Origin of the sequence: Serratia fonticola (genome assembly GCF_001006005.1) — a bacterium.
GTDB classification, from domain to species: Bacteria; Pseudomonadota; Gammaproteobacteria; order Enterobacterales; family Enterobacteriaceae; genus Chania; species Chania fonticola.
Genome location: NZ_CP011254.1, coordinates 464,117 through 490,988 on the forward strand (window position 1 = coordinate 464,117; position 26,872 = coordinate 490,988).

Below are 26,872 nucleotides of genomic sequence, written 5' to 3' on the forward strand. Positions count from 1 at the left end.
GGTTTGACTTAACCTCTCTTTCGGCGATAAGCAGGAGGCTGCCGCTGCGCTGCCAGTTCCTGCATTGGCATGACGGTTGCGGCAAACTCTTTCATAACCCGGCGGTACACGTCGCGTTTAAACGACACCACCTGGCGCACCGGATACCAGAAGCTCACCCAACGCCAGCCGTCAAACTCCGGCGTACTGCTGCGCTGCATGTTGATATCCGCGTCATTGCACATTAACTGCAGCAGAAACCATTTCTGCTTTTGGCCGATACAAACCGGCTTTGTGTCCCAACGCACCAAACGTTTTGGCAATTTATAGCGCAACCAGTTGCGGGTTGAGGCCAGGATACGCACATCCTTTTTACTCAGCCCCACTTCTTCGAACAGCTCACGGTACATCGCCTGCTCAGGCGTTTCGCCAGGGTTTATTCCCCCTTGGGGAAACTGCCAGGAGTGCTGACCGTAACGGCGGGCCCATAGGACCTGCCCCTGACGATTACAGATTACGATACCAACATTCGGGCGGTAGCCATCATCATCGATCACCGGACTACCTCGATAAGCATAAATTCGTATTGATAACCTGATTGTTTCACACAAGCCACAGGCGGTAAACCACTGCTTTGCAGCACCGTCGCTCGGATAACATTGGGATAACTCACAGATAATGGCAAAGTTATAAACATGTAACGAGGTTCGAGGGCGGTTTTATTCACTTTTTCTGTGGATAGGTGTGTGAAGAACTCTAGGGATAAGCCGGGAAAACTCGATTGAACTTAAAATCCGCCGTATTTTTAATTTTTTATTATTCCTTTAAATACAATGCAATAAACACTTAAACACAGTTATGAACAGGGTAAAAATGTGATCTATGCACGCTTTGGATCTTTCTCTGGCGAAAGATCCACCAATGCGGATTTTATCCACAGATTATTATACCCAGTGACCTATAAAACCGCCAAATTCGTAAAAAATGCCCCGCGTCAAGGCTGTAAATCAAACCAGTGATCGGCAAAAAGTTGGGTTATCCCAGAAATCTGTGGATAAATAGGTGTAAGATCCTGTTTATTGTCGGTGGCTACAGGTGCACAACCCCGCACTGAAAATTTTCTACCGCGATGGGGTAGCCAAAAAGTCATGCAAAATCATGCTACTATTGTTGTTTTCCCCAGCCTGCTTTTCCCTTTTAAGGCAGTGAGTAAATTCGGTACGTTTTTTAACCATAATGCATAGGTCTGATTTATGGCGTGTTTATCCCCGCTGCCACCAGAAAACGAGCAGCAATTATTAGCCCGTGCCCAGGCGCTGGCTGGCTTTAACCTTGGCGAACTGGCAGCCCGTGCGCAGGTCAGCATTCCCAAGGATCTCAAACGGGATAAAGGCTGGGTCGGCATGCTGCTGGAGCTCTATCTGGGGGCCATGGCGGGCAGCAAGCCTGAGCAGGATTTCCCAGAGCTGGGCATTGAGTTGAAAACCATCCCGGTCGACGCCACAGGTAACCCGCTGGAAACCACTTTCGTCTGCGTAGCTCCGCTGACAGGCAATAGCGGCGTCACTTGGGAAAGCAGCCACGTACGCCACAAACTGGCACGCGTGCTGTGGATCCCTGTGGAAGGTGAACGACAAATCCCATTGGCACAGCGCCGCGTAGGTTCCCCGCTGCTGTGGCAGCCCAATCAGGAAGAAACCGAGATGCTGCGCCGGGATTGGGAAGAGCTGATGGATCTTATCGTGCTCGGCCAGGTTGAGCGGATCACCGCCCGCCATGGCGAAGTGCTACAGCTGCGGCCAAAAGCGGCCAACAACAAGGCACTGACCGAAGCCACCGGCGAACAGGGCCAGCCGATCCTCACCTTGCCGCGCGGCTTCTATCTGAAGAAAAACTTCACCCGGGCGCTGCTGGCCAGGCACTTTACGCTTTGATTAGTCCTCCGCTCCTGTTTTCACCGTCATTTCTCCTGACACAGATGGGATACGTCCGAAAGCCATCTTTGGCAGAGTTTGCTACTCTATTAAGACAATTATTCCAGGTATATAAGGTGTTCGGCATGAAAAAGTGGGTAATGGCTATTTCCGCCCTGATGATGGTCGCCGGATTAGCAGGCTGTTCCAGCGACTATGTGATGGCCACCAAAGACGGCAATATGATCCTCACGCAGGGTAAGCCTAAAATCGATAAGGATACCGGCCTGATCAGCTATCAGGACGAGCAAGGCAACCAGCGCCAGATTAACGGCGATCGGGTCTCGCAGGTTATCGAGCGTTAATCCCGGCCCCCGCATCATCCTGACCCCTGACGGATTATCAATCAGGGGTTTAGCCCTACCCCCGGCAGTTATATTCCTCTTTCACCATCTTCTTAGCTTGGTTATAGTCAAGTAAGGCGTGTTACGCCGTTGGATCTCTGGCTTCTGTTTTACCGGGCATCACGCCCGTCAGCGCTAACATTGAAGGAAGGCCGTTAATGCAATACCACCGTATTCCCCACAGTTCTTTAGAAGTGAGCGTGCTGGGACTGGGCACCATGACCTTTGGCGAACAAAACAGCGAAGCCGATGCCCACGCACAGCTGGATTATGCATTAGCCGCTGGCATCAACCTGATTGATACCGCAGAGATGTATCCAGTGCCGCCGCGCCCGGAAACCCAGGGGCTGACAGAACAGTACATTGGCAGTTGGATCAAGGCGCGCGGCAACCGCGACAAAATCGTGCTGGCAAGCAAGGTCTCCGGGCCGATCCGGGGTAATGACGCGGGCATTCGCCCACAGCAGGCGTTGGATCGCAAGAATATCCGCGCCGCCCTGGATGCCAGCCTGAAACGGTTAAATACCGATTATCTGGATCTGTACCAGCTACACTGGCCGCAGCGCACCACCAACTGTTTCGGCAAGCTCAACTATCAGTACACCGATGAGAAAGCCACCATCCCGCTGTTGGAAACCCTGGAAGCGTTAACCGAGCAGGTCCGTGCTGGCAAAATTCGCTATATTGGCGTCTCTAACGAAACCCCATGGGGCGTGATGCGCTACCTGCAACTGGCAGAAAAACACGAACTCCCGCGTATCGTCTCGATCCAGAATCCCTACAGTCTGTTAAACCGCAGCTTTGAGATTGGTTTGGCGGAGATTAGCCAACATGAAGGCATTGAGCTGTTAGCCTATTCCAGCCTGGCCTTCGGTACGCTGTCCGGTAAATACCTCAACGGGGCCAAACCGGCCGGGGCACGCAACACCCTGTTCAGCCGCTTTACCCGCTACTCTTCAGCACAGAGCCAGGCGGCGATCGCCGAATACGTGGCGCTGGCGAAAAAGCACGGTCTGGATCCTTCACAGATGGCATTGGCGTTCGTGCGCCAGCAGCCTTTTGTTGCCAGCACCTTGCTGGGCGCCACCACGCTGGAGCAGTTGAAGATAAATATCGACAGTTTTGACGTGATGCTGAACGAGGAGGTGTTGCAGGCCCTGGAAGAGATCCACAGCCGCTTCACCATTCCAGCACCATAAATGCCCCCTCACCCTAACCCTCTCCCACAGGGAGAGGGGACCGATCGAGTTCAATTTCGGTTGCAGAAATCTACCTGACCACCGCACCGAATCAGCTCTCTTTTATTGAACACGCTATCTGACTAGACACTGCACCTGCCCCTTTGCGGAGGTAGTAGAGTGATCACGTTACCTGATACGACACCATTCCAGCTCCCTCTCCCTGTGGGAGAGGGTTGGGGTGAGGGGACTATTGTTAGGCTTTCGAGCGGAACTGAGATATCCACAGAACGGTGATGGCAAGACCGAACACGACGCCAAAACCGATCCCGACGCCGATCACCGGCACGCCTAATTTGACCACCAAAGAATAGAGGCCAAGCATCAGCAGCATGGCGGTGTTTTCACCCAGGTTCTGTACCGCAATGGCGTTCCCCGCCCCAACTGAGCGTTTGCCCCGCTCTTGCAACAGCGCATTCAGCGGCACCACAAAGAAGCCACCCAGCACACCAATCACCAGCAGTACGCCATAAGCATTCAGCATGCTGGTTTGCACGGCAAAGAAGGCCACGGCGATGCCGATCAGGATCCCGGCAGGCATACAGCGCTTAACCGTTTCCAGCGTCACAAAGCGGGCTGCCGCCCCGGCCCCGACCACGATACCTATTGCCACCATCGCGTTGAGCATGGTTGGCGTGGCGTTATCGCTAATGCCCAGCGCTACCGGTACCCACAGCACCAGCAGGAAGCGCAGGGTAACCCCAGCGCCCCAGAACAGGCTGGTACCAATCAGTGAGAAACGGGTTTGGCCATCGCGCCACAGCACCACGCAAGCGTTGAAGAAAGTGCTCCCCATGACGCGTGGGTGCCAGGAGGCTACCTTATGGGCAACCGGCAAGCGCGGGATATAGAGGTTAGCGACGACTGCCGCGCCGTAAACCACGGCACACACCGCCAGTGCGGCCACGATATGCCAGTCTGCCAACATGCCACCGGCTACCGAACCCACCAGGATGGCGGCAATGGTGGAAGCTTCCATCAGCCCGTTGGCCTTCACCAGCTTATCGCCGCTGGTGATCTCACCCAGGATGCCGTACTTCGCCGGTGAATAAGCCGCAGCCCCAATGCCGACCAGGGTATAGCCCAGGAACGGGTTCAGCCCAAAGCAGATCACCAGCGCACCGGCCAGCTTCAAGCCATTGGCGACCATCATCACCCGGCCTTTGGAGAAACTGTCGGCGATTTGGCCCACAAACGGAGCCAGGATGATATAGGTAGCCACGAAGGCCATTTGCAGTATCGGTTGGCTCCAATCGGGGTACATTTGCTGTTTGATCAGCGCCAGGGTAGCAAACAGCAAGGCGTTATCGCCGAAGGCCGAGAGAAACTGGGCACAGATCACCGCGATCATTGAACGTGACAGCAGTGGGGAATCAGTTGCATTCATTATGCCTTCTCCGGCTGTTCAGCCATTTGGCGCAAAGTAACGAAATCTGGTTTGCCGCTGCCCAGTAACGGCAACGCCTTCACCAGGCGAATATCACGTGGCACCGCCAGCTCCGGGGTGCCCTGCTCACGAGCCACCCGCAGCAAGCTATCACGGGTAATGCTGGCGTCGTTGGTGAACAACACCAGCGCTTCGCCTTTGCTGCTGTCGCTTTTCACCGTGGCCGCATGCAGCCCTTCCGGTGACAGGCGCACTGCCAACTGTTCCACGCTCTCCAGCGAGATCATTTCCCCCGCCAGTTTGGCAAAGCGCTTCACACGGCCACGAATGGTGCAATAGCCCTGTTCATCGAAGCTGACAATGTCACCGGTATCGTACCAGCCAGCTTGCAGCACGCCGTTTTCGTCCTCGGCTGCCGGAGCTTCCAGTTCGCCTGGGCGCTCAACCCGCAGGTAGCCCTTCATGATGTTCGGGCCTTTCAATTGCAGACGGCCGCCGTTATCGATGCCGGCCATCTTGATCAAACGTGCTTCCATCTGCGGCATAATGCGGCCTACGGTGCCAACTTTGGCCGCCAGGGGCACGTTGATCGACACCACCGGAGCGCACTCCGTGACGCCATAGCCTTCTAAAATGCGGATGCCGTATTTATCCTGATAAATCTGTTTGGTGCTCTCGGCCAGCTTCTCGGCCCCGGCCACCACATAGCGCAGGCGGGCAAAATCGTAAGGATGGGCGAAGCGGGCATAGTTGTTGAGGAAGGTTGCCGTACCAAACAGCACGGTGCAGTTACGGTCATAGACCAGTTCCGGCACCACGCGATAATGCAGCGGGCTAGGGTAGAGGAATACCCGGCTACCGGTCATCAACGGGGTGATCAACCCGACTGTCAGGCCGAAAGAGTGGAACAACGGCAGCGAGGACATAAAGCGATCGCGCGGGGTGAAATCCGCAATGGTTCGGATCTGCTCCACGTTGGCCAGCAAGCTGGCATGGGAATGCACTACGCCCTTCGGATGGCCTTCCGAGCCGGAGGTAAACAGGATCAGTGCTGCATCCTCTGGCTGCTGTGGCACCATTGCCTTATGTGGCTGGAGCAGGTGACGCAGGATCCACAGCTTATCGTCCCGGGTGACGGTATCTTTCAAATCTTCCAGATAGACCCAGTTAGCTTCCGGCACCTGCTCTGGCAGATGCGTCAATTTGCCCTTTTCCAGGAACTGGCGCGAGGTGACGATGGTTTTAATGGTGGCCGCGGTCATCGCGCTTTTCAGCCCATTCACACCGGCGGTGTAATTGAGCATGGCCGGAATACGGCCCCGCAATGAAGCGCCAAAGATGGCGGCAGCGGTAATAGTGGCATTCGGCAACAGCAGGCCAACATGCTCTTTCGGCGCGGTAAAGCGTTCCAGGATGCGGCTGACGCCCAGCGATTTTTTGAGCAGCGTATGATAGCTGTCTTCCTTGAAGCCCACGTCTTCGATGCAGGGCTTGAAGCGGCCATAACGATGCTGCGCGGCCAACAGCGCGCCGAACAGGGTTTGCGGTTTGAGGGTATCCATGCGCGCCTGCATCATGATCTGATGCAGCCTGTCACCGGCCAACTGCCGGCGTTGACTGGCTTTTGGCGCCTCTGGCATCGGTAAAGTGGTTGGCGGCAGAATGCTGATGGTGGTCTGTGGGAAGGCGCGGAGTTTATACACCCCGGCCATACGGCCAAACACGCTGAACTCCGGGCCATCGATACGTACCGGCACGATGGTGGCACCAGATTTGGCGGCGATAAAGGCCGCCCCGTCGTAGACCTTCATCAATGAGCCGGTCACCGTAATGCGCCCTTCCGGGAACACCACGATCGGCCTGCCCTGCTCAACCATGCGCACCAGATGCTTGATGGCCATCGGTTTGGTGGGATCCAGTGGCACGAAGTCGATATAAGGCTTCAGCCAGCGCATAAACCAACGATCGGAAATGCTGGAGTAAACGGCAAACACCGGTTTGATCGGTAAGAACAACGCCAGCAGCGCGCCATCCATGAAAGAAACGTGATTCGGGGTGATCAGCAGTTTCTGCTGCTCAAAATGCTTGGCGTCGCCTTCGACACGAACACGAAACATCAGGCGAAACAGTGCACGTAACACGGTATATATCATCCCACTCTCCCTCGGGGTTGATGGCCTTAAAAATTGTCTGAGGGAAGAATACTATACGGCAGGCAAAAAAAAACCTACGCATCCGCGTAGGTTGGTGCAATTGAAAATGGCTTCAACATACAGAGTATGTCGATTGCTCACCAATCAATACCTCTGGGACAGTCAATTTACCCCGCCACGCCAAACTCTCGCCAGCGGCCAATCGCAACAGTCAGGCGCAAAGTGTAACCAGCGATGTAGTTTTGCCTTTGATAGACATGGTTATTCTTGTTGCCTGCTCAATGGCCATACCATGCAATGTAAGGGCGCTGCGCCCGCTTAACCGCATGCAGCCCCCGTTAACCCGGGATCCACTTGGGGCGAAAAGGTGAATTTAAAAACCATAAATGCAACGCTCACCACAAGTTAACGATACCAGCCCTTGCGGCGCGCGATTTTTTCCGCAAAACTGAGGAATGTAAGCGATTACCCAGGAAGTGTTGCAGATATGGCCACGATTAAGGATGTTGCCAGGCTGGCGGGTGTTTCCGTCGCCACGGTGTCCCGCGTAATAAATAACTCCCCGAAAGCCAGCGAAAGTTCACGGACCGCCGTGCTGGCCGCCATGGAAGGATTGCAGTATCACCCCAACGCCAATGCCCGTGCGCTGGCACAACAATCCACCGAAACCCTGGGCCTGATTGTCTCTGACGTTTCCGATCCCTTCTTTGGTGCCATGGTAAAAGCCGTGGAGCAGGTGGCCTACGCCACGCATAATTTTCTGCTGATTGGTAACGGTTACCACAATGCCGAAAAAGAACGCCAGGCCATTGAGCAACTGGTGCGCCATCGCTGTGCGGCCTTGGTGGTGCATGCCAAGAAGCTGACCGACGATGAGCTGACCGTCTGGATGCGCCAGATCCCAGGCATGGTGCTGATCAACCGTACGCTGCCTGGGTTTGAGCCCCGCTGCGTAGCGCTTGACGATCGCTACGGTGCCTGGCTGGCCACCCGCCATCTGATCCAACAAGGCCACCAACGGATCGCATTCATCTGCTCCAACCATCAGATTTCAGATGCTACCGATCGATTGCAGGGCTACCTGGATGCATTGGAAGAGCACGGTATTGCGGTGGATGAAAAGCTGGTTGCCTACGGCAAGCCGGATGAGATTGGCGGCGAGCAGGCCATGACCGAGTTGCTGGGCCGTGGTAAGCAGTTCACCGCCATCACCTGCTATAACGATCCGATGGCCGCCGGGGCGCTTTCGGTGCTCAGTGATAACAGTGTGGACGTTCCAGGCCAGATTTCGCTGATTGGTTTTGACGACGTGCTGATTTCGCGCTATCTGCGCCCACGCCTGACCACTATCCGCTACCCGGTGGTGGCGATGGCGACGCAGGCTGCTGAGCTGGCATTAGCGTTGGCCAACAACCAGCCGCTACCGGAGATCACCAATATGTTCAGCCCGACGCTGGTACGCCGCCATTCGGTCGCCAGCATCAATAACGCTTTCGAGCAAAACTAATCTAGCAGACGGTGGTAGAGGCGCACGGGGCGATCCGGGTACTCCAGCGCCTTGCCGATGTGCTGCCAACCATGACGTTCGTAATAACCGCTAAACTCGGCATACAGATACAGCTCCTTGTACCCGGCCCGGCGGCTGTACTCCTGCACATATTGCTGGAGCTGCAACCCCAGCCCGCTGCCGCGCTGGCTCTCTTCAACGTAAAGCGCGGCCAACCACGGCGTTAAATCCTGGCGGCTGATCAAATCACAGCGCCACAGCCCCACGGTGCCTACCGGCTTGTCATCCAACAGGGCGATAAAGGTGATCGGCAAACCTTCATGCCGCAGGCTGCTGGCCACCACGCTGGCAAAGAATTCCCGGCTTTTTTCGCTGCCAAACGCCTGCCACTGCCAGTCGATAACCTGTTGCTGATGTTGCGGATAGTCCGCCAGATGCACAATACGAAACACGCTAATCCCCTCTGAAAAATGCCTTAATGCCAGCACCGTCAGTGTACGTGAATCAATGCATGGGTGCCCTAACAACATAGGTTGCTGAATTTGTAGGGGTCGAACATGTTCGAGCCGATCTCACCCTATGCTAGACTCTGCACTATTTACCGCAGCGGACGTTGAAAGAGGGTAGCCATTGATGATCACCATGTTGGATGTTTCCATGCGCGCGGGGGTGTCCAAAGCGACGGTTTCCCGCGTTTTAAATGGCACCGGCCAGGTGAAGAAGAGCACGCGTGATGCGGTGTTCAAGGCAATGGATGAACTGGGCTACCGGCCAAACTTTCTCGCCCAATCGCTGGCCAATAAAAGCTCCAACAGCATTGGGCTGGTAGTGTCCAATTTTGATGGCCCCTACTTTGGCCGTTTGCTGCGCCAGGCCGCCAAACTGGTCGAGGCCAGCGGTAAGCACCTGATCGTCACCGACGGCCACGACACGCCAGAAGATGAATTACAGGCGGTACGGCTGCTGGCGGATCGCCGCTGCGACGCGATTATCCTGTACACCCGCTTTATGAGCGAAAAAGCCCTGATGGAGTTGCTGGAAGACCTGCCGGTTCCGGTGATGGTCATTAACCGCGATCTGCCGCAGGCTCGTGAACGCTGCGTGTTCTTCGAACAGCAACAGGCCGCCTTCAACGTAGTGGATTATCTGATCCGTCAAGGACACCGTGAGATCGCCTGCATCACCGGGCCGATCGATACACCCACCGCCCAATCCCGCTTGGCGGGTTATCGTCAGGCGTTGGAACACCACCAGGTTGCGTTCAATGATGCCTTGATCACCAACGGTGATAGCAGCGTACCTGGCGGATACTTAAGCTGTAAGGCCCTGCTGGCTAGCGGCAACTCATTCAGCGCGCTGTTTGCCAGCAACGATGATATGGCTATCGGCGCGATGAAGGCCCTGCACCAGGCTGGCAAACGCCTGCCTGAGGACGTTTCGCTGTTTGGTTTCGACGATGAGCCAAGCGCCGCCTATCTGCAACCGGCGTTGTCCACCGTCTACCTGCCGATCGACGCGATGATCGAAGCGGCGATAGCCCAAGCCCTGCGTCTGATCAACGGCGAAGCGCTACAACCGCTAACGCCGTTTGTCGGGGAGTTAAAACTGCGCGAGTCCGTGGTACCAGGCCCCTACGCGCGTTAATTTCAACTTAAAGCAGCTCCAGCCCGATCAATTCTTCAATCGTCTGGCGGCGACGGATCAGCCGAGGTTCACCGTTTTCAAACAGCACTTCCGGCAGCAGCGGACGGCTGTTGTAGTTGGAGGACATCGACGAGCCATAGGCCCCGGTGTCATGGAATACCAGATAATCCCCGACCCGCACCTGCGGCAACGGACGGGTTTCAATACCGCCACCCGCTTGCTGGGTAAACACATCACCCGACTCACACAGCGGCCCGGCAATCACAGTGTCTTGCAGCGGTTGGTTATCAGTATTGCGGCCGTCGGCAGGCAGCAGGGAGATATGGTGATAGCTGCCGTACATCGCCGGACGCATCAGATCGTTGAACCCAGCGTCCACCAGGACAAAGTGACGGCTGCCCATCTGTTTTACCGAACGCACTTCGGCCACCAGCACGCCCGCTTCGGCCATCAGGAAACGCCCCGGCTCGATTTCCAACTTCACTGGATGGCCCAGATGTGCGGCAACTCGCTCACGTGCACGATTCCACAGGCCGTAATAGTGTTCGGTATTGATCGCCTCTTCCCCTTGCTGATAAGGGATAGAAAGGCCGCCACCGGCGGAAATCGCCGTGATGTCCTGCCCCAGGGCAATCACCTGCTGCACCATGGCATCACACACGCGTTCCAGATGCTGGTAATCCACCCCGGAACCGATGTGCATATGCAGCCCGATCAGTTTCAGGCCGTATTGCTGCACCTTGGCGACCGCCTGCGGCAGATCGGCGTACCAGATACCGTGCTTGCTGTTTTCACCGCCGGTATTGGTTTTCTGGCTATGGCCGTGGCCAAAACCAGGGTTGATACGTAGCCACACCGGATGCCCGGCAGACACCTGGCCAAGCTGTTCCAACATATCAATAGAACCGGCGTTGACCGGGATTTTCAATTCGCTGACGCGCGCCAGCGTAGCGTGATCCAGCACATCGGCGGTAAATACAATATCCTCGCCACCCGGCTCAAAACCGGCTTTTAACGCGCGCTCAATCTCCCCCAGCGACACCGAATCCACCTTGACGCCCTGCTCGCGCATCAGGCGCAGAATATGAATATTCGAGCAGGCTTTCTGGGCAAAGCGGATCACGTCAAAGTGCTGCAACTGGCTGATACGCTGGCTGATGATATCTGCATCATAGGCCCAGACTGGGCAACCAAAGCGTTGGGGCAGCGCCAGCAGATTGGCGGCGTTCAGGGCGGTAGAGGTGTCGTTCAAGGCGCGTGGCATGGTTCGGTTCCCATAATCAAATTTTCCACCATCATGCCGCAGCGGCCTCGGTGTGAAAAATATCTATTTCGCCATAGTCTATTCATTTATGATATGGCTTTCCCTCTCCGTGGAGTGTCGCCATGTACGCTATTACCCTGCGCCAGATTGAGATTTTCCACGCGGTGATGACCACCGGCAATCTGACCGAAGCGGCGACGCTGCTGCAAACTTCACAACCGACCGTCAGCCGCGAACTGGCACGCTTCGAGAAGCTGATCCAGCTGCAATTGTTTGACCGCGTACGTGGCCGCCTTTACCCGACGGTGCAAGGCTTACGGCTGTTTGAAGAAGTGCAGCGCTCTTATTACGGCCTGGATCGCATCAAGAATGCGGCCGCCGGTATCCGGCAATTCCAGCAGGCGCAGCTTTCCATTGCCTGCCTGCCGGTGTTTTCCCAATCGCTGCTGCCTGCCGTGTGTAAACCTTTTGTCGATCGTTATCCGGAAGTGAGCTTCAGCGTGATCCCGCAGGAGTCACCGTTGCTGGAAGAGTGGCTTTCGGCACAGCGCCACGATCTGGGCCTGACGGAAAATACCCTGACGCCCGCTGGCACCGAGCGCATGACGCTGATGACGATGAATGAAGTGTGTGTGCTGCCTGCCGGGCACCCAATGCTTGCGAAAAGCACGCTGACGCCGCAGGACTTCAACGCAGAAAACTTTATCAGCCTGTCGAGCACCGACAGCTATCGGCAACTGCTGGATGCGCTGTTCCATGAACAAGGCATCGAGCGCCGGATGGTGATGGAGACCCACAGCGCCGCTTCGGTGTGTGCGATGGTCAAGGCCGGAGTCGGTATCTCTATCGTCAACCCGCTGACCGCGTTGGATTACGCCAATAATGGCGTTCATGTGCGGCCCTTCAGCGTCGAGGTGCCGTTTACCGTGAGCCTGATCCGCCCGCTGCACCGCCCCTCTTCCGCACTGGTCAACGCCTTTGTGCAGCACTTGCAACAGCAGGCGCAACAGTTGCCTGCCCGCCTGGCTTCGGTGATCCAACGCTAGCGCAGAGTGGCGCACCAGCCAGGATCGGTGGCAAACCATTCCACCAGGAAGTCCAGCATGGTACGCAACGTGGCGGGCATTTGGCGGCGCGAGGTGTAGATGCCGTAGATCCCCATCGTCTGTGACAGATACCCCGGTAACAGTTCCACCAACTCCCCCTTTGCCAACAATGGCGCAGCGGAATAGTAAGGCTGCATGGAGATCCCCGCCCCTTGCAGCGTTCCTGCCAACAACACCACCGACTCGTTGGCGCTGAGGTTGCCACTGACCGCCACCGCCGACTTCACGCCTTGCTCATCAAAGTGCCACAGGCTTTTACCAAAGTAGGAGTAGGTCAGGCAGTTGTGCAGGGCTAAATCCTGTGGGTGGCGCGGGGTGCCATGAGCGGCCAGATAGGCTGGAGACGCACAGATCACCGAAGCGCAGTTGGAAAGCGGCCGGGCAATCAGATTGGGATCCAACTCATTGGTGATGCGTAGTGCCAGATCGATCCGCTCCTCCACCAGATTGACCGCCCGGTTATTCATTTGCAGATCCACCGCAACCTGAGGATGGCGCTTCAGGTACTGCGCCACCGCCCCCACCAGCGCCGTTTGGCCAAGCGATTGCGAACAGGTGATTCGTAGCAGGCCACGTAAATCGTCACTCTGCTCGTTTTCCACCAGATCGATATCTTTCGCTACCGCCAGCATTTGGCGGCAGCGCTCCAGGGTGCGTTCTCCGGCATCGGTCAGGCTGAGCCTGCGCGTAGTACGATGCAGCAATCGTGCGCCGGCCCATTGTTCCATTTGTGCCAGATAGCGCGTCACCATAGCCCGCGACATCGCCAGGGTATCCGCTGCCGCAATCATGCTGCCGCGTTCGACGATAGTGACAAAAACCTCTGCGGCGGTAATGCGATCCATGATTCGCTCGATTTACGCAATGAATAATTGCTTATTATCCGGTTTTTCTCCCGTTCTATGCAACCTATCATCTGGCCAACGATAACAAACACCCAAAAGGCACCTGCACATGTTTAAGAAATCATTACTGACCCTGGCCGTAACCGGCTTCGTTTCATTCAGCACCTTCGCCAATGCGGCTAATACGTTGACCCTGGAAGTGTACAACCCAGGCGAAAAGAGCGTATTCCCGGTCTCTTCCGAGATTGTCAGCGGCCCACACGAAGTGGCGCTGATCGATGCCCAATTCCAGCGTAACGACGCGCAGGAGCTGGTGAAAAAGATCAAGGCCACCGGTAAGAAGCTGACCACGGTCTATATCAGCCATTCGGATCCGGATTTCTATTTCGGCCTGGACGTGATCAAAGCCGCCTTCCCAGAGGCAAACATCATTGCTTCACCGGAAACGATCAAAGCGATCAATGCGACCCAGGCAGGTAAACTCGCCTATTGGGGGCCGATCCTGAAGGAGAATGCACCGCAGACCGTGATCGTGCCTCAGCCGTTGCAGGGCAGCAGCTTTAGCATTGATGGCCAACAGGTCGAAGTGAAAGGCCTCAATGGCCCAACGCCGGATAGCACCTTTGTGTGGATCCCATCGTTGAAAGCCGTGGTGGGGGGTGTGCCGGTAGCCGGTGACAATATTCATCCGTGGATTGCGGATAATCAGACTGTCGAGTCACGTGCGCATTGGCAGCAAACGCTGGAAAGCATCAAGGCGTTGAAACCGCAGGTAGTGGTTCCGGGGCACTTCCTGCCAGGAGCGGCACAAACGCTGGAGTCGGTGACCTTTACCCACAATTACCTGACCACGCTGGAAAGCGAGTTGCCAAAAGCCAAGAACTCCGCTGAACTGATCGCGGCCATGCAGCAGCACTATCCAAAGCTGCAAGATGGTTCCAGCCTGGAACTGAGCGCCAAGGTGCTGAAAGGCGAAATGAAGTGGCCGCAGTAAAACGGTAGGAGCAAAAACATGACGACCCTGCATTACATTTTCGATCCGCTGTGCGGTTGGTGCTACGGAGCGGCACCGCTGGCCAAGGCCTTGCAGGCTATTCCGGGCCTGACCGTTGCCCTGCACGCCGGTGGCATGATGACCGGCAATGCCCGCCGAACCATCAACGAGGAATGGCGCAATTACGTGATGCCCCATGATAAGCGGATTGCCGAGCTAACCGGCCAGCCCTTCGGCGACGGTTACTTCAACGGCCTACTGCGTGACACCACGGCGGTGATGGACTCTGAGCCGCCGATCGTCGCGATCCTGGCAGCTGAACAGCTCGCCGGACGAGGCCTGGATATGCTGCACCGCATTCAGGAAGCTCACTACCGGGAAGGACGACGTATTGCCGATACGCCGGTGTTGGAAGCGCTGGCGAGTGAGCTGGGCCTGGATCCTGCTGCCTTTATTGCCGAGATGCGTTTGAACAGCGGCGCGCCAACGGCACAGCATATTGCCGACAGCCGTGCACTGCTCGCCAAAGTCCGTGGGCATGGCTTCCCAACCTTTGCCCTGGAGGATAATCAAGGGCGGCTATCCCAGATCCCCGTGCAGGAGTTTTTGGGGAATGTTGAAGGCTGGAAAGCCTTGCTGAAAGATGCCGTGAAATAAATCTGTCGGGGCGAGCACATGTTCGCCCCGAACATAGTTGTAACAATTTCATTTTGTGTTGTGATTAGCCGCCGCGCCCATGACATCCTCGCCTCACGCTACTCAACGTTACTAGCGCTCGCTTTATCTCCGCTGTATTGCAAATAATGAGCCACGTCAAAACTGCTTACATGTGGCGGTTTGTTTGTTACCAGCCTCGTGCCCATGCTAGAAGAAAACGATACCTTCTGGATTTTTATGAACACGAGCACCACACAAAAACGAGCCGTCTGGCAATTAATCAAACCCTTTTGGGTTTCGGAAGAAAAATGGCGCGCCTGGGCGATGCTGATCGCTATCGTGGGCCTATCTCTGGGGCTGGTCTATATCAGCGTACTGATCAACCAGTGGAACCAGGTGTTCTACGATGCCCTGCAGAATAAGAACTACCCGGTATTCAAAGCCCAGCTGTGGCGCTTTACCTATCTGGCGTTGGCTTTCATCGTGCTGGCGGTCTACAAGATCTACCTGACCCAGGGCCTACAGATGCGCTGGCGGCGCTGGATGACGGAAAAATTTATGGGCAAGTGGCTGGCACATCAGGCCTATTACCATACCGAACAGCAGCAGATTATCGATAACCCCGATCAGCGTATCTCCGACGATCTCAACGTCCTGACCCAGTACACCTTATCTTTGTCGCTCGGCCTGCTCTCCAGCCTGGTGACGCTCTGTTCGTTTATTACCATTCTCTGGCATATCAGCGGGCCGATGACCTTTGTGATCGCCCAACATACCATTACCCTGCCCGGCTATATGGTGTGGTTCGCCCTGCTGTACGCGGTACTGGGTTCGTTGCTGATCTGGTGGGTCGGCAAGCCGCTGGTCATGCTCGGCTTTAATCAGGAACGCTATGAGGCGAACTTCCGTTTCGGGCTGATCCGTATCCGCGAAAATAACGATGCCATCGCGCTGTATCACGGTGAACCACGAGAGAAGCAACAGCTAAGTAACCGCTTTGAAGCCATCCGCAGCAACTGGTGGTCGATCATGCGCATCACCCGGCGGCTGAATATCGCCAGCAACTTCTACGGCCAGTTTGCCATTGTCTTTCCGCTGCTGGTGGCGGCACCACGCTATTTCTCCGGTGCGATCCAGATGGGCGGGCTGATGCAGATCTCCTCCGCGTTTGGCCAGGTGCAAGGATCGCTGTCGTGGTTTATCGACGCGTTTACCGATCTGGCTACCTGGAAAGCCTGCGTTAACCGTCTGGCAGGCTTTAACGCGGCGGTGGACGAAGTCCATAACCAAACCCGCGGTATCAGCCTGCAACAGGAAGACCACTCGCCGCTAATGCTGCGCGATGTTGGCCTGACGCTGCCCGATGGACAGCCGCTGTTAAGTGCGGCAACCATGACGCTGCAACGCGGTGAGCGCGTGCTGGTCGTCGGCCCTTCTGGCTGTGGTAAATCCACACTGTTGCGGGCCATTGCCGGGATCTGGCCTTACGGTTCTGGTGAGATCGGCCTGGATAAACATCTCACTACGCTGTTCCTGCCGCAGCGCAGCTATATCCCGATCGGTACGCTGCGTGAAGCGCTGAGCTATCCACATCAGGATAAAGACTACAGCGATGAGCAGTTGTTGAAAGTCCTGGAAAACTGCCGGCTGAAGCACCTGCAACGCTGGTTGGATACCAGCGCCAACTGGAGCCATCGCCTTTCACCGGGTGAGCAGCAGCGGTTGGCGTTTGCTCGTGCGATCCTGACCCGCCCGGATGTGCTGTTCCTGGATGAAGCCACCAGCGCGTTGGATGATGAAACCGAGCAGTTGATGTATTGCCTGCTGGTTGATGAACTGCCCGAAGTCACGCTGGTCAGCGTGGCACACCGCAACAGCGTGGCGAAATATCATCAGACCTGCTGGCGTTTCAGCCGTGATGAAAATGGCCCGGCCCAGATGGCGCTTAGCCCGTTGCCAATACCGAGTTAGTCTCAACATACAAGGGGATTCCATTCCCATAGAGAACCGGGTCCCCTTGATTAAATCCCATCCGCCTCGGCGTTGGCGCATTTCACCTTACGCCGTTCGTGCCACAGGCTGGTCAAGCCGCGTTTGCCGCAGGCCAGCGCCATGTCGCGGAACTCAGTCAGGCTCAGCCCTTCGCGCTCCAGCATCATTTCGGCAGCCAACTGCATATTCACCCCGGTCAGCACCTCACAGTTGCCATGCGCATCAGCCAACTCGCATGCGCTCCGAAATGGCGATCCCCCCAGCATATCGGTAAGAAAAACCACGCCGTCCGGCTGCGCTACCGCTTGCAGCGCGGCACTCAACGCCACTTTCAGTTCCGCCGTGCCCATATGGACAGGGAAATCCACCGCGATACAGGCGGGTTGTTCCCCCACCACCTGCTCTACCGCCTGTAGCAGGCCGCTGGCGAAACCGCCGTGGCCGGTAATGACAATTCCTGGCATGTTCTCTTCCTCACAGCAAACCGATAAATTTACCCACTACGCCAATCACCACCGTCACACCGATCAGTTTCACCGGTGAGAAACCACGCTTCATCAGGAAGAACACCAACAACGTGAAGCACAGCGGCAACAGGTTGGGCATCAACTTATCGAGCACGTCCGTTTGCAACGCGACGGTGGCCTTACCGGCATGCATGATCAGCGGCGTAGAAAGATGCACATAAGAGGCCACCAGCGCACCGATGACCGTCATGCCCACGATCGACGCCGCATGGGATATTCGTTTGGTATGGGTTTTCAACAGCGTCAGCGCACTGGTGCCCGCCTGATAGCCATAGTGCGCCAGCCCAAAGCGCAGCCCGAAGTGGAACACGTTGAACAACAGCAGGAACACTATCGGCCCAAACAGGCTGCCCTCCAGCGCCAGGGATGCCCCGATGCCCGCACAGATCGGCAACAGCGTCAGCCAGAACAGCGCATCGCCAATGCCTCCCAACGGCCCCATCAGCGCCACTTTCACCGCTCGAATGGTGGAGACTTTTTCCTTGTTTTGCTCCATCGCCAGCACCAACCCCGAAAGGAAGGTGACGTCGAAGGGATGCACGTTGATAAACTCCATATGCATCTTCATCGAATTCGCCAGATCCTGAGGATTGCGGTGGATCTTGCGCAAGCCAGGGATCAGGGTGTATAGCCAGCCACCGGCCTGCATACGTTCATAGTTGAACGATGCCTGCAGCAGCAGCGAGCGCCAGGCCATGCGGTTGATATCACTGCGCGTCAGCGCTTCTGCTGGCTGGCTATCAACATAGTCATCCTGCTCTACCTGGCTGGTGGCCAATGCCTGTTCCAGGCGTTTTGCGGCCTTTTGCGCCAGCAGATCGTCAGAATCATCAAATGCCATCTTCGGCGTCCTCCGGTTGAACAGGCTTTCTGGTCACGTCCGCATCTGCCCGTTGACTGTTAAAGAAATCGATCAGCGCGATCGCCAATGCCCCCAGCGCCACCGCCAGGATCGGCAGCTTAAGGAAAGTCACCGAAATAAAACCGAGGATGAAATACGCCACGTAGGTTTTCTTCATCATCACTTTCATCAGCAGTGAGAAGCCGATTGCCGGCATCATGCCGCCCGCTACCGCCAGCCCATCCAGCAGCCAGGTCGGCGCTTTCTGCACCATGGCACTGGCCGCATCGGCACCGAAGTAGATCGGCAAGAACGCCACCACAAAGTAGAAAACAAACAGAATGCTGATGCCGAGGTAGTTCACCCGCTCAACGCCGCGCCAGTTCAGTTCCTGCACCATGCGATCGCAGCGGTGCATCATGGGTGAAAACGCGGTGAACAGCAGCGTGATGCAGCCCTGTACTGCAATGGCGAACGGCACCGCCACGCCAATGGCCACCTTGGGATCGGCCTTGGTGAGGATGGCAAACGCCGTGCCGACCACCCCGCCGATAACCACGTTAGGCGGTTGTGCACCGGCCAATGGCACCATGCCCATCCATACCAACTCCAGCGTCCCGCCCACCAATAAGCCGGTGGTGACATCCCCCAGGATCAGGCCAACCAGTGGCCCCATTACTACCGGGCGATGGAAGTGGGTCAGACCGTTAAACAGGTCGACCCCGGCCAACCCCGCCAGCAATGCAATCAATAACGCGTCAGTTAACATGCTTCCCCCTGCGCTCAAGCGAGCAGTTTGCCTATCGCTTCACCGGCTTCATCCGGCACCCGGCGCACCTCGCAGGCTACGCCCAACGCCGCCAGCTCACGAAAGGCGGCAATGTCATCGTCATCCACCGAGACCGTTTTGTGGATTTGCCGTTTCCCTGCGGCGAAGTGCATATTGCCAACGTTGACAAAGGTGATGGGCACCCCGCCCTGCACCAGCGTCAACACGTCCTGCGGCGTTTTGCACACCAGAAAAATCTTTTGCCGATCCGCCGCCTTATGGATCACGTCGATGGTTTTTTGCAGGGTGAAGTAACGGGTCTGCACGCCTTCCGCGACCACCATGTCCATCAGGTTTTGCTGTACCAGATCGGCGGCGGCATCATCGTTGGCCACCACCACCAGATTGGCGCCCAGCGTATTGGTCCAGGTCACCCCGACCTGGCCATGTACCAGGCGGTTATCGATACGGGTCATCAGAATATTGGGCATATCAGCGCACCTCCGGGTAACAGGCTGAGTGGTAGTCTTCGAGCACCTGGGTAATTTTGTGGATCACCCAATCTTGCGGATCCTGGCTCAGCTCACCGGCATTCAAGGCCCGTGCCTGATCGGGTAAATACTGGCTGAGTAAGGCCAGCGGGATTGGGTTGCTCCGTAGATTGTCCATCAGCGCATCCACTGCCTGCTGAACCTGTGGCTGCGGCCAGTAATAGCGCACGCGATCGCTCAGGCTGTAGTGCCGATCCAGATACTGTTGATGCGGGCTGCCGTGATAATAGCGGCTCCACTGCTGCGGCTGTTCGCGCATCACCTGCTCAAGCGTGGCGCACAGCTGGGCCGAACGATGCTCCCCCAACCATTCACGCTCGATACGATCGAGGGCAAACAGCGCCTCACGCAGCGCAAAGGTGAGCGCCGGGCCAACTTTCAGAATGGCGAAATGGTCACGCACCAGCTGCGAATAGGCCTTGGGTGCCTGGTAATCGGTCGAATGGGCCTCATACAGCAGCCCCGGCTGGCGTTCGATAAAGCGGCTTAACTCCTGCGCCGCCTGCGGTTGGTAATGTTCGACGCTGTGATGGTCGAACTCGACGCCGGGTTGCACCACCAAGGCGATCACTCGAGACCAGGCGCTGCTCAGCTCTGCCTGCAGCCAGGCATGACGGTGCGCCTCTAACGTGACGGAGACAGCCTGTGGCGTAGTCACCTGGATGCCTTGCAGCGTTTCCTGCGCTCCACCCGGTACCGGAACTTCGGTTCCGATCACATACACCGGAGCTTCACCACCCGCTTGCTGCCAGGCTCGTTCCGCCACCGCGCACAGGCGCGCCGCACGCTGTGCCACCACTTCATCTCCCAACGGGGTAGGATCGTCAGCGCAGGACATGGAGCAGTCGAGGTGGATCTTGCGAAATCCGGCGCGCACATAGTCGTCAATCAGGGTTTCGGATAGCGCCATCGCCTCTTGTGCCGGGCGGTCTTGCCAGGCGTTGGGGCCAAGATGATCGCCCCCCAGCCAAATAGCGCTCCTTGGCAACCCGATGTCATCCGCCATCTGCCACAGTGCATCACGAAACTGTGCGGCGGTCTGGCCGGTATAGCCGCCAAACTGGTTAACCTGGTTTGACGTCGCCTCGATCAATACCGGTGTGCCACGTGCCTTTGCTTGCCGCAAGGCGGCCTGCAATACCCAAGGATGCGCGGAGCAAACGGAAAATATCCCCACCGGCTGGCCGGCCTTGTGCTGTGCTACCAGTTGTAACCACTGCTGCATGAATCCCCCATGAGGGCGCCCTAGTCGCGATCGGCTATCACCACATCTACGCCTAAATCGCTGAGCGCCTGCTGATAATCTTGTGGAAGACGGCTATCTGTGATCAGCCGATGAATTTGCCCGACTTCGCGGATCATGCAAAAGCTCTTGCGACCAAACTTGCTGGCATCCGCTACCGCGATAATTTCACGCGCCACCTCGCACATCACACGATTGAGGTGTGCCTCACCGGGGTGAGGCGTAGTGATCCCCGCAACCAGATCGAAACCGTCGACGCCCAGAAACAGTTTGTCGAAGCGGTACTGGCGCAATTGCTGCTCGGCAGCCGGGCCATAGAGCGAATAGGAGTTCTGCCGGACGCTTCCCCCCAACACCATTACTTCCACCCCGTCGTAACCTGAAAGCTCATAGGCAATGTTCAGCGCATTGGTCATCACCACCAGATCGCGGCGCGGTTTCAACCAGGGCACGATCTGGGCCGTGGTGGAACCGGAGTCCAGGATCAGCGCATCGCCGTCCCGCACATAGCTTGCCGCTCGGCAGGCAATCTGTGATTTCACATCGCGGTTCAAACGCCCTTTGTCATGTAACGGGCGGTCAAAGGCAAACTGCTGGTTGAGCATTGCCCCACCATAGGCACGCAGCGCACAGCCTTTACGTTCCAGAAAGCGCAGATCGTTGCGGATCGTCACCGTGGAAACGGCAAACTGTTTGCTGAGCTGTTCCACCCGCACGCTTCCGTGCTCGCAGAGCAGATCGATGATGTCTTCACGTCGTTTAGCGGTGTTCACTGGCATGAGCAATAGGTCCTCAGGTTTCCGGTTTTGGCCGGGAGATGATGGCTTTCGCTCTACTGCGGCGGTATTACAACAAAGCGAAAGCAATGAAATTGTGATCGGGGTTACAGGGCAGTTTTAGCAGCAAATGGGGGTAAAAAGCTTTCGGATCGAAACGAAATGAAACTATTTCCTCGGCGGGCGCGAGAAAAGTGAAATCTGCCGCAGGCCGATAGGGCGGCAGGTTAAGAGTATGTGAAAAATAGCACAGTGAAAGCGGCTTTGGCGGGCAGCAGCGGAAAGGCTTTTCTTTCCTTAGGTGATCAACATCACAAAACTGTTAATTGGCTCAGTTTAGCCAACCGACACCCAGGTGGGTCACCAGACCGACAATCACCAAAATCACGATCACGGCGATGGTGTAAAGCACAATACGGCGGGGGCTGTAGAAAGAAGACATAGCGATTCCTCACAATAAGTTTACTGCTGTTACTATCCGTTATGGCGAGCAATGCTGCCAGCAATAGTTTCCCTCACGTTGATCAAAGTCACTTGGTGGGGGGCCAGGCGCGGTTTCCTTAACCTCTTGTCAGGCGAGGCGATCTTTCCTAAACTGGCACGCAGATACTGGCAGCCCTGCCAGTACGTAAGCGTTAACGTCAATCAACGCATCCCGTCGTGCAGTAATGATTGGCTGCATGCCTGATGCGAGGATCTCATGCCCCAACCCGAACCATCCGCAAATTGTGTTGTTAAACGCAGTCGTTTGACGCGTTTCTTATTGCTGGCCGGCATCATGCTGGTGGCAGCTAACCTGCGCGCCCCTTTAACCAGCGTAGGCCCGTTACTGGAACAGATCCAGCACCAGCTGATGCTTTCTGCCACCGCCGCCGGGTTACTCAACTCCCTGCCGCTGATCCTGTTTGCGGTGTTATCGCCATTAACACCGTCGCTGGCCAAGCGCATCGGGATTGAGCGCACGCTTGGGCTGGCGCTGGTGCTGCTGGTCGCCGGGATCGTGCTGCGTTCACAACCGCGGGATGGCATGCTGTGGTTGGGAACGGTGTTGATCGGCGCGGCCATCGCCTTTGCCAACGTGGTGCTACCAACGCTGGTAAAACGCGATTTTCCCCATCGGGCTGCGGTGATGATCAGTACCTATGCAGCCGTGATGTCACTGGTGGCCGCTATCGCCTCCGGCATGGCGGTGCCGTTAGCGGCATTCAACGATAACGGCTGGCGTTTTTCACTGCTGTGCTGGAGCCTGCCGGCGTTTATCGCGCTGGCGATCTGGCTACCCCAACTGAAACGCAAGCCCACTCCGGTAACCCGAACCGGCACGCCGGTGGCCGCAGAAACCTTTCGCTCCCCCTGGAGCAGCGCCCTGGGTTGGCAGGTAGCCTTGTTCATGGGGCTGCAATCCATCACCTTCTACACCATTATCGGTTGGTTCAGCACCTTTGCCGCCAGCCACGGCACCTCACCGCAGCAGGCGGGGTTCGAGCTGTTTGTTTATCAGATCGTGGCAATCGCCGCCAACTTTGTGATGGTGTTTGCACTTCCACGCGCACGCGACCAGCGGGGGATCGCACTGGTCAGTTCGCTGTTGATCTTTATTGGCGTCGGCGGATTGCTGTTGCTGCCTGCCCACTCGCTTATCTGGCTGATATTTGCCGGGTTGGGGGCGGGGAGTTCGTTGGTGCTGGCGCTGTCATTCTTTGGTCTGCGCAGCCAGCACCATCATCAGGCAACGGTGCTGTCAGGGATGGCGCAGTCCATCGGCTATCTGCTGGCCGCTTTGGGGCCGACCTTGTTTGGCCTGGTGCATGATTTGACGCAAGGCTGGACGGTGCCGTTGACAATTTTGCTGGGGTTAACGCTGCTGCAGATGCTATTCGGCATCCTGGCCGGGCGCCGCAAGATTATCGGCTGAACCGGGCACGGTATGATCTTCCACCAGCCAAAGATCTTCGATAAAGCGCTGTTGCCGCTCATTGAGTTGCCAGGATGGCGGAAATAATAGCGTTTCCGCTAATGGGACCTCTGTGGTGGGAATGAGTGATTGATTGTCCATCGGCGCGTTCCTGCTCCCCTGGCTACCCTGTTGCCAATTGAAATCGGTACCACGAGCGCAATGCCATGTACCGTTTTCCCCTAGACACAGAGTAAATCATTGGCGGCGATTTTGATTATCGATATAAACAATCACTCAACAAGCCTAGGCCTATGGGACGACAGATATTTCTCAACCGGCTCGCTATGTCGGGGCAAACATGTGCGCCCCGACAAATTCGGCAATTCAATCAAGCTGGCTAACGGAGTCCCGGCTCGCCTGATGGCGCTCATCCCCAATCAGTTCGCTCAGATGACCATCTCGCATTTGCAGCAGACGATCTGCATGTTCAAAGTAATGGTCGTCATGGCTGATGGCAAACACGGTTTTTCCCATTTCACGCAGCTGAGGCAGTAACTCGCGGTAGAAAGTACGGCGGAACTGGGGATCCTGATCCGCCGCCCACTCATCCAGCAGTAAAATATCCCGCTTTTCAGCCACCGCCAGCAGCAGGGCCAGGCGCTTGCGCTGCCCTTGTGACAGTTGCGGATTGGTGACGCGCGTACCGTCGAACTCCAATTTGCTTTTCATTTTCAGGCGCTGCAACCAGGTTTCCACCAGTTCGGCGTCCGGCTGTTCCCCTTGCGGCCCCAACAGATGGTGAAACTGGTAGAAATCCGTAAAGATGGCAGAGAACAGGCGGCGATAATCTTCACGATCGGCAACCGTAATCGGTTGACCATCCAGCAGGATCTGCCCACTAACGGGCACATACAGCCCAGTGAGCAGCATGGCCAGCGTCGATTTACCGCTGCCGTTGCCGCCAATCAGGAATACCAGTTCGCCCCGCCGTAACGTCAAATTGATCGGCCCAACCGCAAACCCTGATTGCTGTTCACCCGCCGCATAGTGGAATGCCACGTCGCGCAGTTCCAGCGTTTGCCACGCGCGAGTCTGTGGGGCCGGAAATGCCGGATCATAGTCCGCCAGTTTGAGTGCCTTCACTTTATTGAAGGCCACTTCGGCCGCAATCAGCGTCGGGAATGCCCCAACCGCCTGTAATAAGGGGGTACGCAGGAACAATAATGTCAGGGAATAGGTCGCCGCCACCGTGGTGTTCGCCCAGCCCAGGCTGTTTGCCATATAGAACACCAGGCCGATGGCGCCCAGCATCATGATATTCGACCAGTTCACGGCACTAAGGTGGAAAGTATCTGCACGGATAATATGGTAACGGTAGTCACCTGCATCGGGCTGGTAAGCCTGCTGGAATAGCATTTTTGCCCGATCGCGGTTCAGCGCCAATTCTTTGCGCCCGTCGATCGCCGCTTGATAATGCAGATAGAGCCGCTCTTCCGCTTCGCGCACGCTGCTCAGATGGCTATAAACCCGCGAGACCAGATACCAACTTCCCAAAATGGTGATCGTCACCCATATCGCGGTCACGCCCAGCATGGCAGGTGACAGCCAGCCCAGATAGGCAGCCGATCCCAGGGTCAGGATCACCCCTTGAACCAACTCCGGTAGGCGGACAAAAGCAATGGTGATATTGCGGATATCGCTCGACAGGCTAGCCAGCAGCGAGGCACTGCCCAACTGCTCCAACCGTTCAATATGGGTATCCAATATGCGCTTCACCAGTTGACCACGCAGCCGGTAAACAAAATAGTGCCCCAAAGTGGTCAACGCCAACTGAGAGCCGAGCGTAACCGCCATCAACAGAGCCAACAGGCCGAGAAACTGTGGCAACACCACTAGCGGGTTACCCGCCGCGCCCATCAATTGCACGTTAATAAATGCAATGATGCCAATCCCCAACGCCGCACTGGCCATGGTTAACGCCATTACCGCCAGAAACGGCCAGCGATACTGCTGGAACACCACCCGTAACAACTCCATCAGAAACCCTATTCAAAAATCATGCACTGGCGGGCATTGTAGTGGGCGAAAGCGTGATATCAATAACAATTCTCATTTTGTTGGGTGAGAAGATGCTGGCCCTGGCCTGTCCGTGCAGACTAAACGCGGGGCGATGACTAAAGAAAATAGAGGGCAAGCAGCTGCTTATCGGGCTAAGAAATATTATTAACACAATAATAAAAATCTCAAAAAAAGGTATAAACCCAAAGATGTTCAAGTCGTTTTAGATAAACAATTAAAATAGTTAGATTAGGCCAATCATTTCTAAACATACGATTCTCAACCCCATCAAGCAGGATTTCCTGATGATCAAGTGAGTTGATTTTTTCTTAATAAATAACCACTAACCCCCCTTCAACCCTAGAGATAAGATAATACCGCAGGATTAACCCCGCATTCACACTGCTATTTTTATTGCTGCCAAGGGTATTCAATGTTTAAATGAATAAACCACCCGCCATATTTGCTTTATTTAACTTAGGGATAAGAGAATGACAAAACGCAAATATCTCAGCCATATTGAAATTGAGAGAATGATCTCCGCCGTCCCGGACGGTGCCAACGGTTGCCGCGATCGCTGTATGTTGTTGATGTGCTTTATTCATGGATTACGCGTCAGCGAACTACGGGGCCTGCGGCTGGAGGATATTGACCTGGCCACCAACCGCTTACATGTATCCCGCCTAAAGAACGGTTTTTCGGTCCAGCATCCTATTCAAATCCGCGAGCGTATCGCGCTGAGCCGCTGGCTGGCAAAACGCCCAAGCTACCTGGAACCTGATAGCCCCTGGCTGTTTCTTTCTCGCCACGGTGGGCAAATTTCACGCCAACAACTTTACCGATTAATAAAGTCCTACGGTGAATTAGCCGGTATCGACGTCCAGGTCCATCCCCATATGCTACGCCACTCCTGCGGCTATGCCCTGGCAGATAGAGGGATCGACACCAGACTCATTCAAGATTACCTGGGCCATCGCAACATTCAGAACACCGTTATTTATACTGCCAGCAATGTTGAACGCTTTCGGGTAATACATATTTAACCCAGCGCAGGCCACCGATTCAAACTGGCACCGCATTCTTTACTTCGCAAGTGTAGCTAGCTGTGCAACAGCCAATATTCTTAC

General features: G+C 56.0%; 25 protein-coding genes. 11 read left to right on the forward strand and 14 right to left on the reverse strand.

Annotated features, from left to right (window positions below; translation table 11 throughout):
• Nucleotides 1-8: 8 nt before the first annotated feature.
• Entirely contained in the window at nucleotides 9-536 is a 528-nt protein-coding gene (rppH, locus tag WN53_RS01955) for an RNA pyrophosphohydrolase (RefSeq protein WP_021179868.1), read from the reverse strand.
• A gap of 696 nt (nucleotides 537-1,232) precedes the next feature.
• Between rppH and mutH the strand changes: the two genes are divergently transcribed.
• The 3 genes from mutH to WN53_RS01970 all read left to right on the forward strand — a co-directional run bounded on the left by mutH (nucleotide 1,233) and on the right by WN53_RS01970 (nucleotide 3,495).
• Nucleotides 1,233-1,913: a DNA mismatch repair endonuclease MutH gene (gene mutH / locus WN53_RS01960; RefSeq protein ID WP_024484279.1), complete on the forward strand. Its 681-nt coding sequence runs from the start codon at nucleotides 1,233-1,235 to the stop codon at nucleotides 1,911-1,913.
• A gap of 125 nt (nucleotides 1,914-2,038) precedes the next feature.
• A complete protein-coding gene (locus WN53_RS01965) occupies nucleotides 2,039-2,257 on the forward strand; it encodes a YgdI/YgdR family lipoprotein (protein WP_024484278.1) in 219 nt (72 codons plus the stop codon).
• 197 nt (nucleotides 2,258-2,454) lie between these two features.
• Nucleotides 2,455-3,495 carry an NADP(H)-dependent aldo-keto reductase gene (locus WN53_RS01970; protein WP_024484277.1) on the forward strand — a complete coding sequence of 347 codons (1,041 nt, stop codon included), beginning with the start codon at nucleotides 2,455-2,457 and terminating at the stop codon, nucleotides 3,493-3,495.
• A gap of 235 nt (nucleotides 3,496-3,730) precedes the next feature.
• Here WN53_RS01970 and lplT read toward each other — a convergent pair whose 3' ends face one another.
• Complete coding sequence (gene lplT, locus WN53_RS01975; protein ID WP_024484276.1) at nucleotides 3,731-4,921, reverse strand: lysophospholipid transporter LplT; 1,191 nt, start codon at nucleotides 4,919-4,921, stop codon at nucleotides 3,731-3,733.
• Nucleotides 4,921-7,074 (reverse strand): bifunctional acyl-ACP--phospholipid O-acyltransferase/long-chain-fatty-acid--ACP ligase, encoded by a 2,154-nt coding sequence (gene aas / locus WN53_RS01980; protein ID WP_046807994.1) that lies wholly within the window; start codon nucleotides 7,072-7,074, stop codon nucleotides 4,921-4,923. Before aas ends, lplT begins: the two co-directional genes overlap by 1 nt.
• Before the next feature lie 487 nt (nucleotides 7,075-7,561).
• Between aas and galR the strand changes: the two genes are divergently transcribed.
• A complete protein-coding gene (gene galR / locus WN53_RS01985; RefSeq protein WP_024485039.1) occupies nucleotides 7,562-8,581 on the forward strand; it encodes an HTH-type transcriptional regulator GalR in 1,020 nt (339 codons plus the stop codon).
• Here galR and WN53_RS01990 read toward each other — a convergent pair.
• The gene (locus tag WN53_RS01990) at nucleotides 8,578-9,033 is read right to left on the reverse strand and encodes a GNAT family N-acetyltransferase (RefSeq protein ID WP_024485038.1); all 456 of its coding nucleotides are present in this window, start codon (nucleotides 9,031-9,033) and stop codon (nucleotides 8,578-8,580) included. The genes galR and WN53_RS01990 overlap by 4 nt on opposite strands.
• 181 nt (nucleotides 9,034-9,214) lie before the next feature.
• On the opposite strand from WN53_RS01990, the gene WN53_RS01995 reads away from it, so the two are divergent.
• On the forward strand, nucleotides 9,215-10,225 hold the full coding sequence (locus WN53_RS01995; RefSeq protein ID WP_024485037.1) for a LacI family DNA-binding transcriptional regulator: 1,011 nt from the start codon (nucleotides 9,215-9,217) through the stop codon (nucleotides 10,223-10,225).
• Between the two features lie 7 nt (nucleotides 10,226-10,232).
• On the opposite strand, the gene lysA is transcribed toward WN53_RS01995, so the two are convergent.
• Nucleotides 10,233-11,489, reverse strand: a complete 1,257-nt coding sequence (gene lysA, locus WN53_RS02000; RefSeq protein ID WP_024485036.1) for a diaminopimelate decarboxylase — start codon at nucleotides 11,487-11,489, stop codon at nucleotides 10,233-10,235.
• A 122-nt stretch (nucleotides 11,490-11,611) separates the two neighbouring features.
• Between lysA and WN53_RS02005 the strand changes: the two genes are divergently transcribed.
• Nucleotides 11,612-12,535, forward strand: coding sequence for a LysR family transcriptional regulator (locus WN53_RS02005; RefSeq protein ID WP_024485035.1), 924 nt, complete (start codon nucleotides 11,612-11,614; stop codon nucleotides 12,533-12,535).
• On the opposite strand, the gene WN53_RS02010 is transcribed toward WN53_RS02005, so the two are convergent.
• On the reverse strand, nucleotides 12,532-13,440 hold the full coding sequence (locus WN53_RS02010) for a LysR family transcriptional regulator (protein WP_024485034.1): 909 nt from the start codon (nucleotides 13,438-13,440) through the stop codon (nucleotides 12,532-12,534). The genes WN53_RS02005 and WN53_RS02010 overlap by 4 nt on opposite strands.
• A 109-nt stretch (nucleotides 13,441-13,549) precedes the next feature.
• On the opposite strand from WN53_RS02010, the gene WN53_RS02015 reads away from it, so the two are divergent.
• The 3 genes from WN53_RS02015 (at nucleotide 13,550) to WN53_RS02025 (ending at nucleotide 17,062) form a co-directional block, all read left to right on the forward strand.
• Nucleotides 13,550-14,434 carry an MBL fold metallo-hydrolase gene (locus tag WN53_RS02015; RefSeq protein WP_024485033.1) on the forward strand — a complete coding sequence of 295 codons (885 nt, stop codon included), beginning with the start codon at nucleotides 13,550-13,552 and terminating at the stop codon, nucleotides 14,432-14,434.
• Nucleotides 14,435-14,452: 18 nt separating this feature from the next.
• Nucleotides 14,453-15,091, forward strand: coding sequence for a DsbA family protein (locus tag WN53_RS02020; RefSeq protein WP_024485032.1), 639 nt, complete (start codon nucleotides 14,453-14,455; stop codon nucleotides 15,089-15,091).
• Nucleotides 15,092-15,328: 237 nt separating this feature from the next.
• Nucleotides 15,329-17,062 carry an ABC transporter ATP-binding protein/permease gene (locus WN53_RS02025; protein ID WP_024485031.1) on the forward strand — a complete coding sequence of 578 codons (1,734 nt, stop codon included), beginning with the start codon at nucleotides 15,329-15,331 and terminating at the stop codon, nucleotides 17,060-17,062.
• A gap of 50 nt (nucleotides 17,063-17,112) precedes the next feature.
• On the opposite strand, the gene agaF is transcribed toward WN53_RS02025, so the two are convergent.
• From agaF to agaR, 6 genes are read right to left on the reverse strand one after another with little or no spacing between them, the layout of a single operon-like run.
• Complete coding sequence (agaF, locus tag WN53_RS02030; protein ID WP_024485030.1) at nucleotides 17,113-17,547, reverse strand: PTS galactosamine/N-acetylgalactosamine transporter subunit IIA; 435 nt, start codon at nucleotides 17,545-17,547, stop codon at nucleotides 17,113-17,115.
• A 10-nt stretch (nucleotides 17,548-17,557) separates the two neighbouring features.
• Entirely contained in the window at nucleotides 17,558-18,451 is an 894-nt protein-coding gene (locus tag WN53_RS02035) for a PTS system mannose/fructose/sorbose family transporter subunit IID (protein WP_024485029.1), read from the reverse strand.
• On the reverse strand, nucleotides 18,441-19,220 hold the full coding sequence (agaW, locus tag WN53_RS02040) for a PTS N-acetylgalactosamine transporter subunit IIC (protein ID WP_024485028.1): 780 nt from the start codon (nucleotides 19,218-19,220) through the stop codon (nucleotides 18,441-18,443). The genes WN53_RS02035 and agaW overlap by 11 nt, the downstream gene beginning before the upstream one ends.
• A 14-nt stretch (nucleotides 19,221-19,234) precedes the next feature.
• Entirely contained in the window at nucleotides 19,235-19,711 is a 477-nt protein-coding gene (agaV, locus tag WN53_RS02045; RefSeq protein ID WP_024485027.1) for a PTS N-acetylgalactosamine transporter subunit IIB, read from the reverse strand.
• A gap of 1 nt (nucleotide 19,712) precedes the next feature.
• Complete coding sequence (locus WN53_RS02050) at nucleotides 19,713-20,996, reverse strand: D-tagatose-bisphosphate aldolase, class II, non-catalytic subunit (protein WP_024485026.1); 1,284 nt, start codon at nucleotides 20,994-20,996, stop codon at nucleotides 19,713-19,715.
• 20 nt (nucleotides 20,997-21,016) lie between these two features.
• Entirely contained in the window at nucleotides 21,017-21,793 is a 777-nt protein-coding gene (agaR, locus tag WN53_RS02055; RefSeq protein ID WP_024485025.1) for a transcriptional repressor AgaR, read from the reverse strand.
• Between the two features lie 697 nt (nucleotides 21,794-22,490).
• Between agaR and WN53_RS02060 the strand changes: the two genes are divergently transcribed.
• A complete protein-coding gene (locus WN53_RS02060) occupies nucleotides 22,491-23,705 on the forward strand; it encodes a CynX/NimT family MFS transporter (RefSeq protein ID WP_024485024.1) in 1,215 nt (404 codons plus the stop codon).
• Here the strand turns inward: WN53_RS02060 and WN53_RS02065 are convergent.
• Complete coding sequence (locus WN53_RS02065) at nucleotides 23,664-23,846, reverse strand: hypothetical protein (protein WP_024485023.1); 183 nt, start codon at nucleotides 23,844-23,846, stop codon at nucleotides 23,664-23,666. The two genes, WN53_RS02060 and WN53_RS02065, sit on opposite strands and share 42 nt — an antisense overlap.
• 225 nt (nucleotides 23,847-24,071) lie before the next feature.
• Nucleotides 24,072-25,724 (reverse strand): multidrug ABC transporter permease/ATP-binding protein, encoded by a 1,653-nt coding sequence (locus WN53_RS02070; protein ID WP_024485022.1) that lies wholly within the window; start codon nucleotides 25,722-25,724, stop codon nucleotides 24,072-24,074.
• A gap of 512 nt (nucleotides 25,725-26,236) precedes the next feature.
• Here WN53_RS02070 and WN53_RS02075 point away from each other — a divergent pair.
• The gene (locus WN53_RS02075; protein WP_024485021.1) at nucleotides 26,237-26,788 is read left to right on the forward strand and encodes a tyrosine-type DNA invertase; all 552 of its coding nucleotides are present in this window, start codon (nucleotides 26,237-26,239) and stop codon (nucleotides 26,786-26,788) included.
• Nucleotides 26,789-26,872: the final 84 nt, after the last annotated feature.

Bases quoted from the DNA above. Each gene is read 5' to 3' on its own strand.
- mutH (WP_024484279.1), top strand. From the start codon at position 1,233: ATGGCGTGTTTATCCCCGCTGCCACCAGAAAACGAGCAGCAATTATTA.
- WN53_RS01965 (WP_024484278.1), top strand. From the start codon at position 2,039: ATGAAAAAGTGGGTAATGGCTATTTCCGCCCTGATGATGGTCGCCGGA.
- WN53_RS01970 (WP_024484277.1), top strand. From the start codon at position 2,455: ATGCAATACCACCGTATTCCCCACAGTTCTTTAGAAGTGAGCGTGCTG.
- lplT (WP_024484276.1), bottom strand. From the start codon at position 4,921: ATGAATGCAACTGATTCCCCACTGCTGTCACGTTCAATGATCGCGGTG.
- aas (WP_046807994.1), bottom strand. From the start codon at position 7,074: ATGATATATACCGTGTTACGTGCACTGTTTCGCCTGATGTTTCGTGTT.
- galR (WP_024485039.1), top strand. From the start codon at position 7,562: ATGGCCACGATTAAGGATGTTGCCAGGCTGGCGGGTGTTTCCGTCGCC.
- WN53_RS01995 (WP_024485037.1), top strand. From the start codon at position 9,215: ATGATCACCATGTTGGATGTTTCCATGCGCGCGGGGGTGTCCAAAGCG.
- lysA (WP_024485036.1), bottom strand. From the start codon at position 11,489: ATGCCACGCGCCTTGAACGACACCTCTACCGCCCTGAACGCCGCCAAT.
- WN53_RS02005 (WP_024485035.1), top strand. From the start codon at position 11,612: ATGTACGCTATTACCCTGCGCCAGATTGAGATTTTCCACGCGGTGATG.
- WN53_RS02010 (WP_024485034.1), bottom strand. From the start codon at position 13,440: ATGGATCGCATTACCGCCGCAGAGGTTTTTGTCACTATCGTCGAACGC.
- WN53_RS02015 (WP_024485033.1), top strand. From the start codon at position 13,550: ATGTTTAAGAAATCATTACTGACCCTGGCCGTAACCGGCTTCGTTTCA.
- WN53_RS02020 (WP_024485032.1), top strand. From the start codon at position 14,453: ATGACGACCCTGCATTACATTTTCGATCCGCTGTGCGGTTGGTGCTAC.
- WN53_RS02025 (WP_024485031.1), top strand. From the start codon at position 15,329: ATGAACACGAGCACCACACAAAAACGAGCCGTCTGGCAATTAATCAAA.
- agaF (WP_024485030.1), bottom strand. From the start codon at position 17,547: ATGCCAGGAATTGTCATTACCGGCCACGGCGGTTTCGCCAGCGGCCTG.
- WN53_RS02035 (WP_024485029.1), bottom strand. From the start codon at position 18,451: ATGGCATTTGATGATTCTGACGATCTGCTGGCGCAAAAGGCCGCAAAA.
- agaW (WP_024485028.1), bottom strand. From the start codon at position 19,220: ATGTTAACTGACGCGTTATTGATTGCATTGCTGGCGGGGTTGGCCGGG.
- agaV (WP_024485027.1), bottom strand. From the start codon at position 19,711: ATGCCCAATATTCTGATGACCCGTATCGATAACCGCCTGGTACATGGC.
- WN53_RS02050 (WP_024485026.1), bottom strand. From the start codon at position 20,996: ATGCAGCAGTGGTTACAACTGGTAGCACAGCACAAGGCCGGCCAGCCG.
- agaR (WP_024485025.1), bottom strand. From the start codon at position 21,793: ATGCCAGTGAACACCGCTAAACGACGTGAAGACATCATCGATCTGCTC.
- WN53_RS02060 (WP_024485024.1), top strand. From the start codon at position 22,491: ATGCCCCAACCCGAACCATCCGCAAATTGTGTTGTTAAACGCAGTCGT.
- WN53_RS02065 (WP_024485023.1), bottom strand. From the start codon at position 23,846: ATGGACAATCAATCACTCATTCCCACCACAGAGGTCCCATTAGCGGAA.
- WN53_RS02070 (WP_024485022.1), bottom strand. From the start codon at position 25,724: ATGGAGTTGTTACGGGTGGTGTTCCAGCAGTATCGCTGGCCGTTTCTG.
- WN53_RS02075 (WP_024485021.1), top strand. From the start codon at position 26,237: ATGACAAAACGCAAATATCTCAGCCATATTGAAATTGAGAGAATGATC.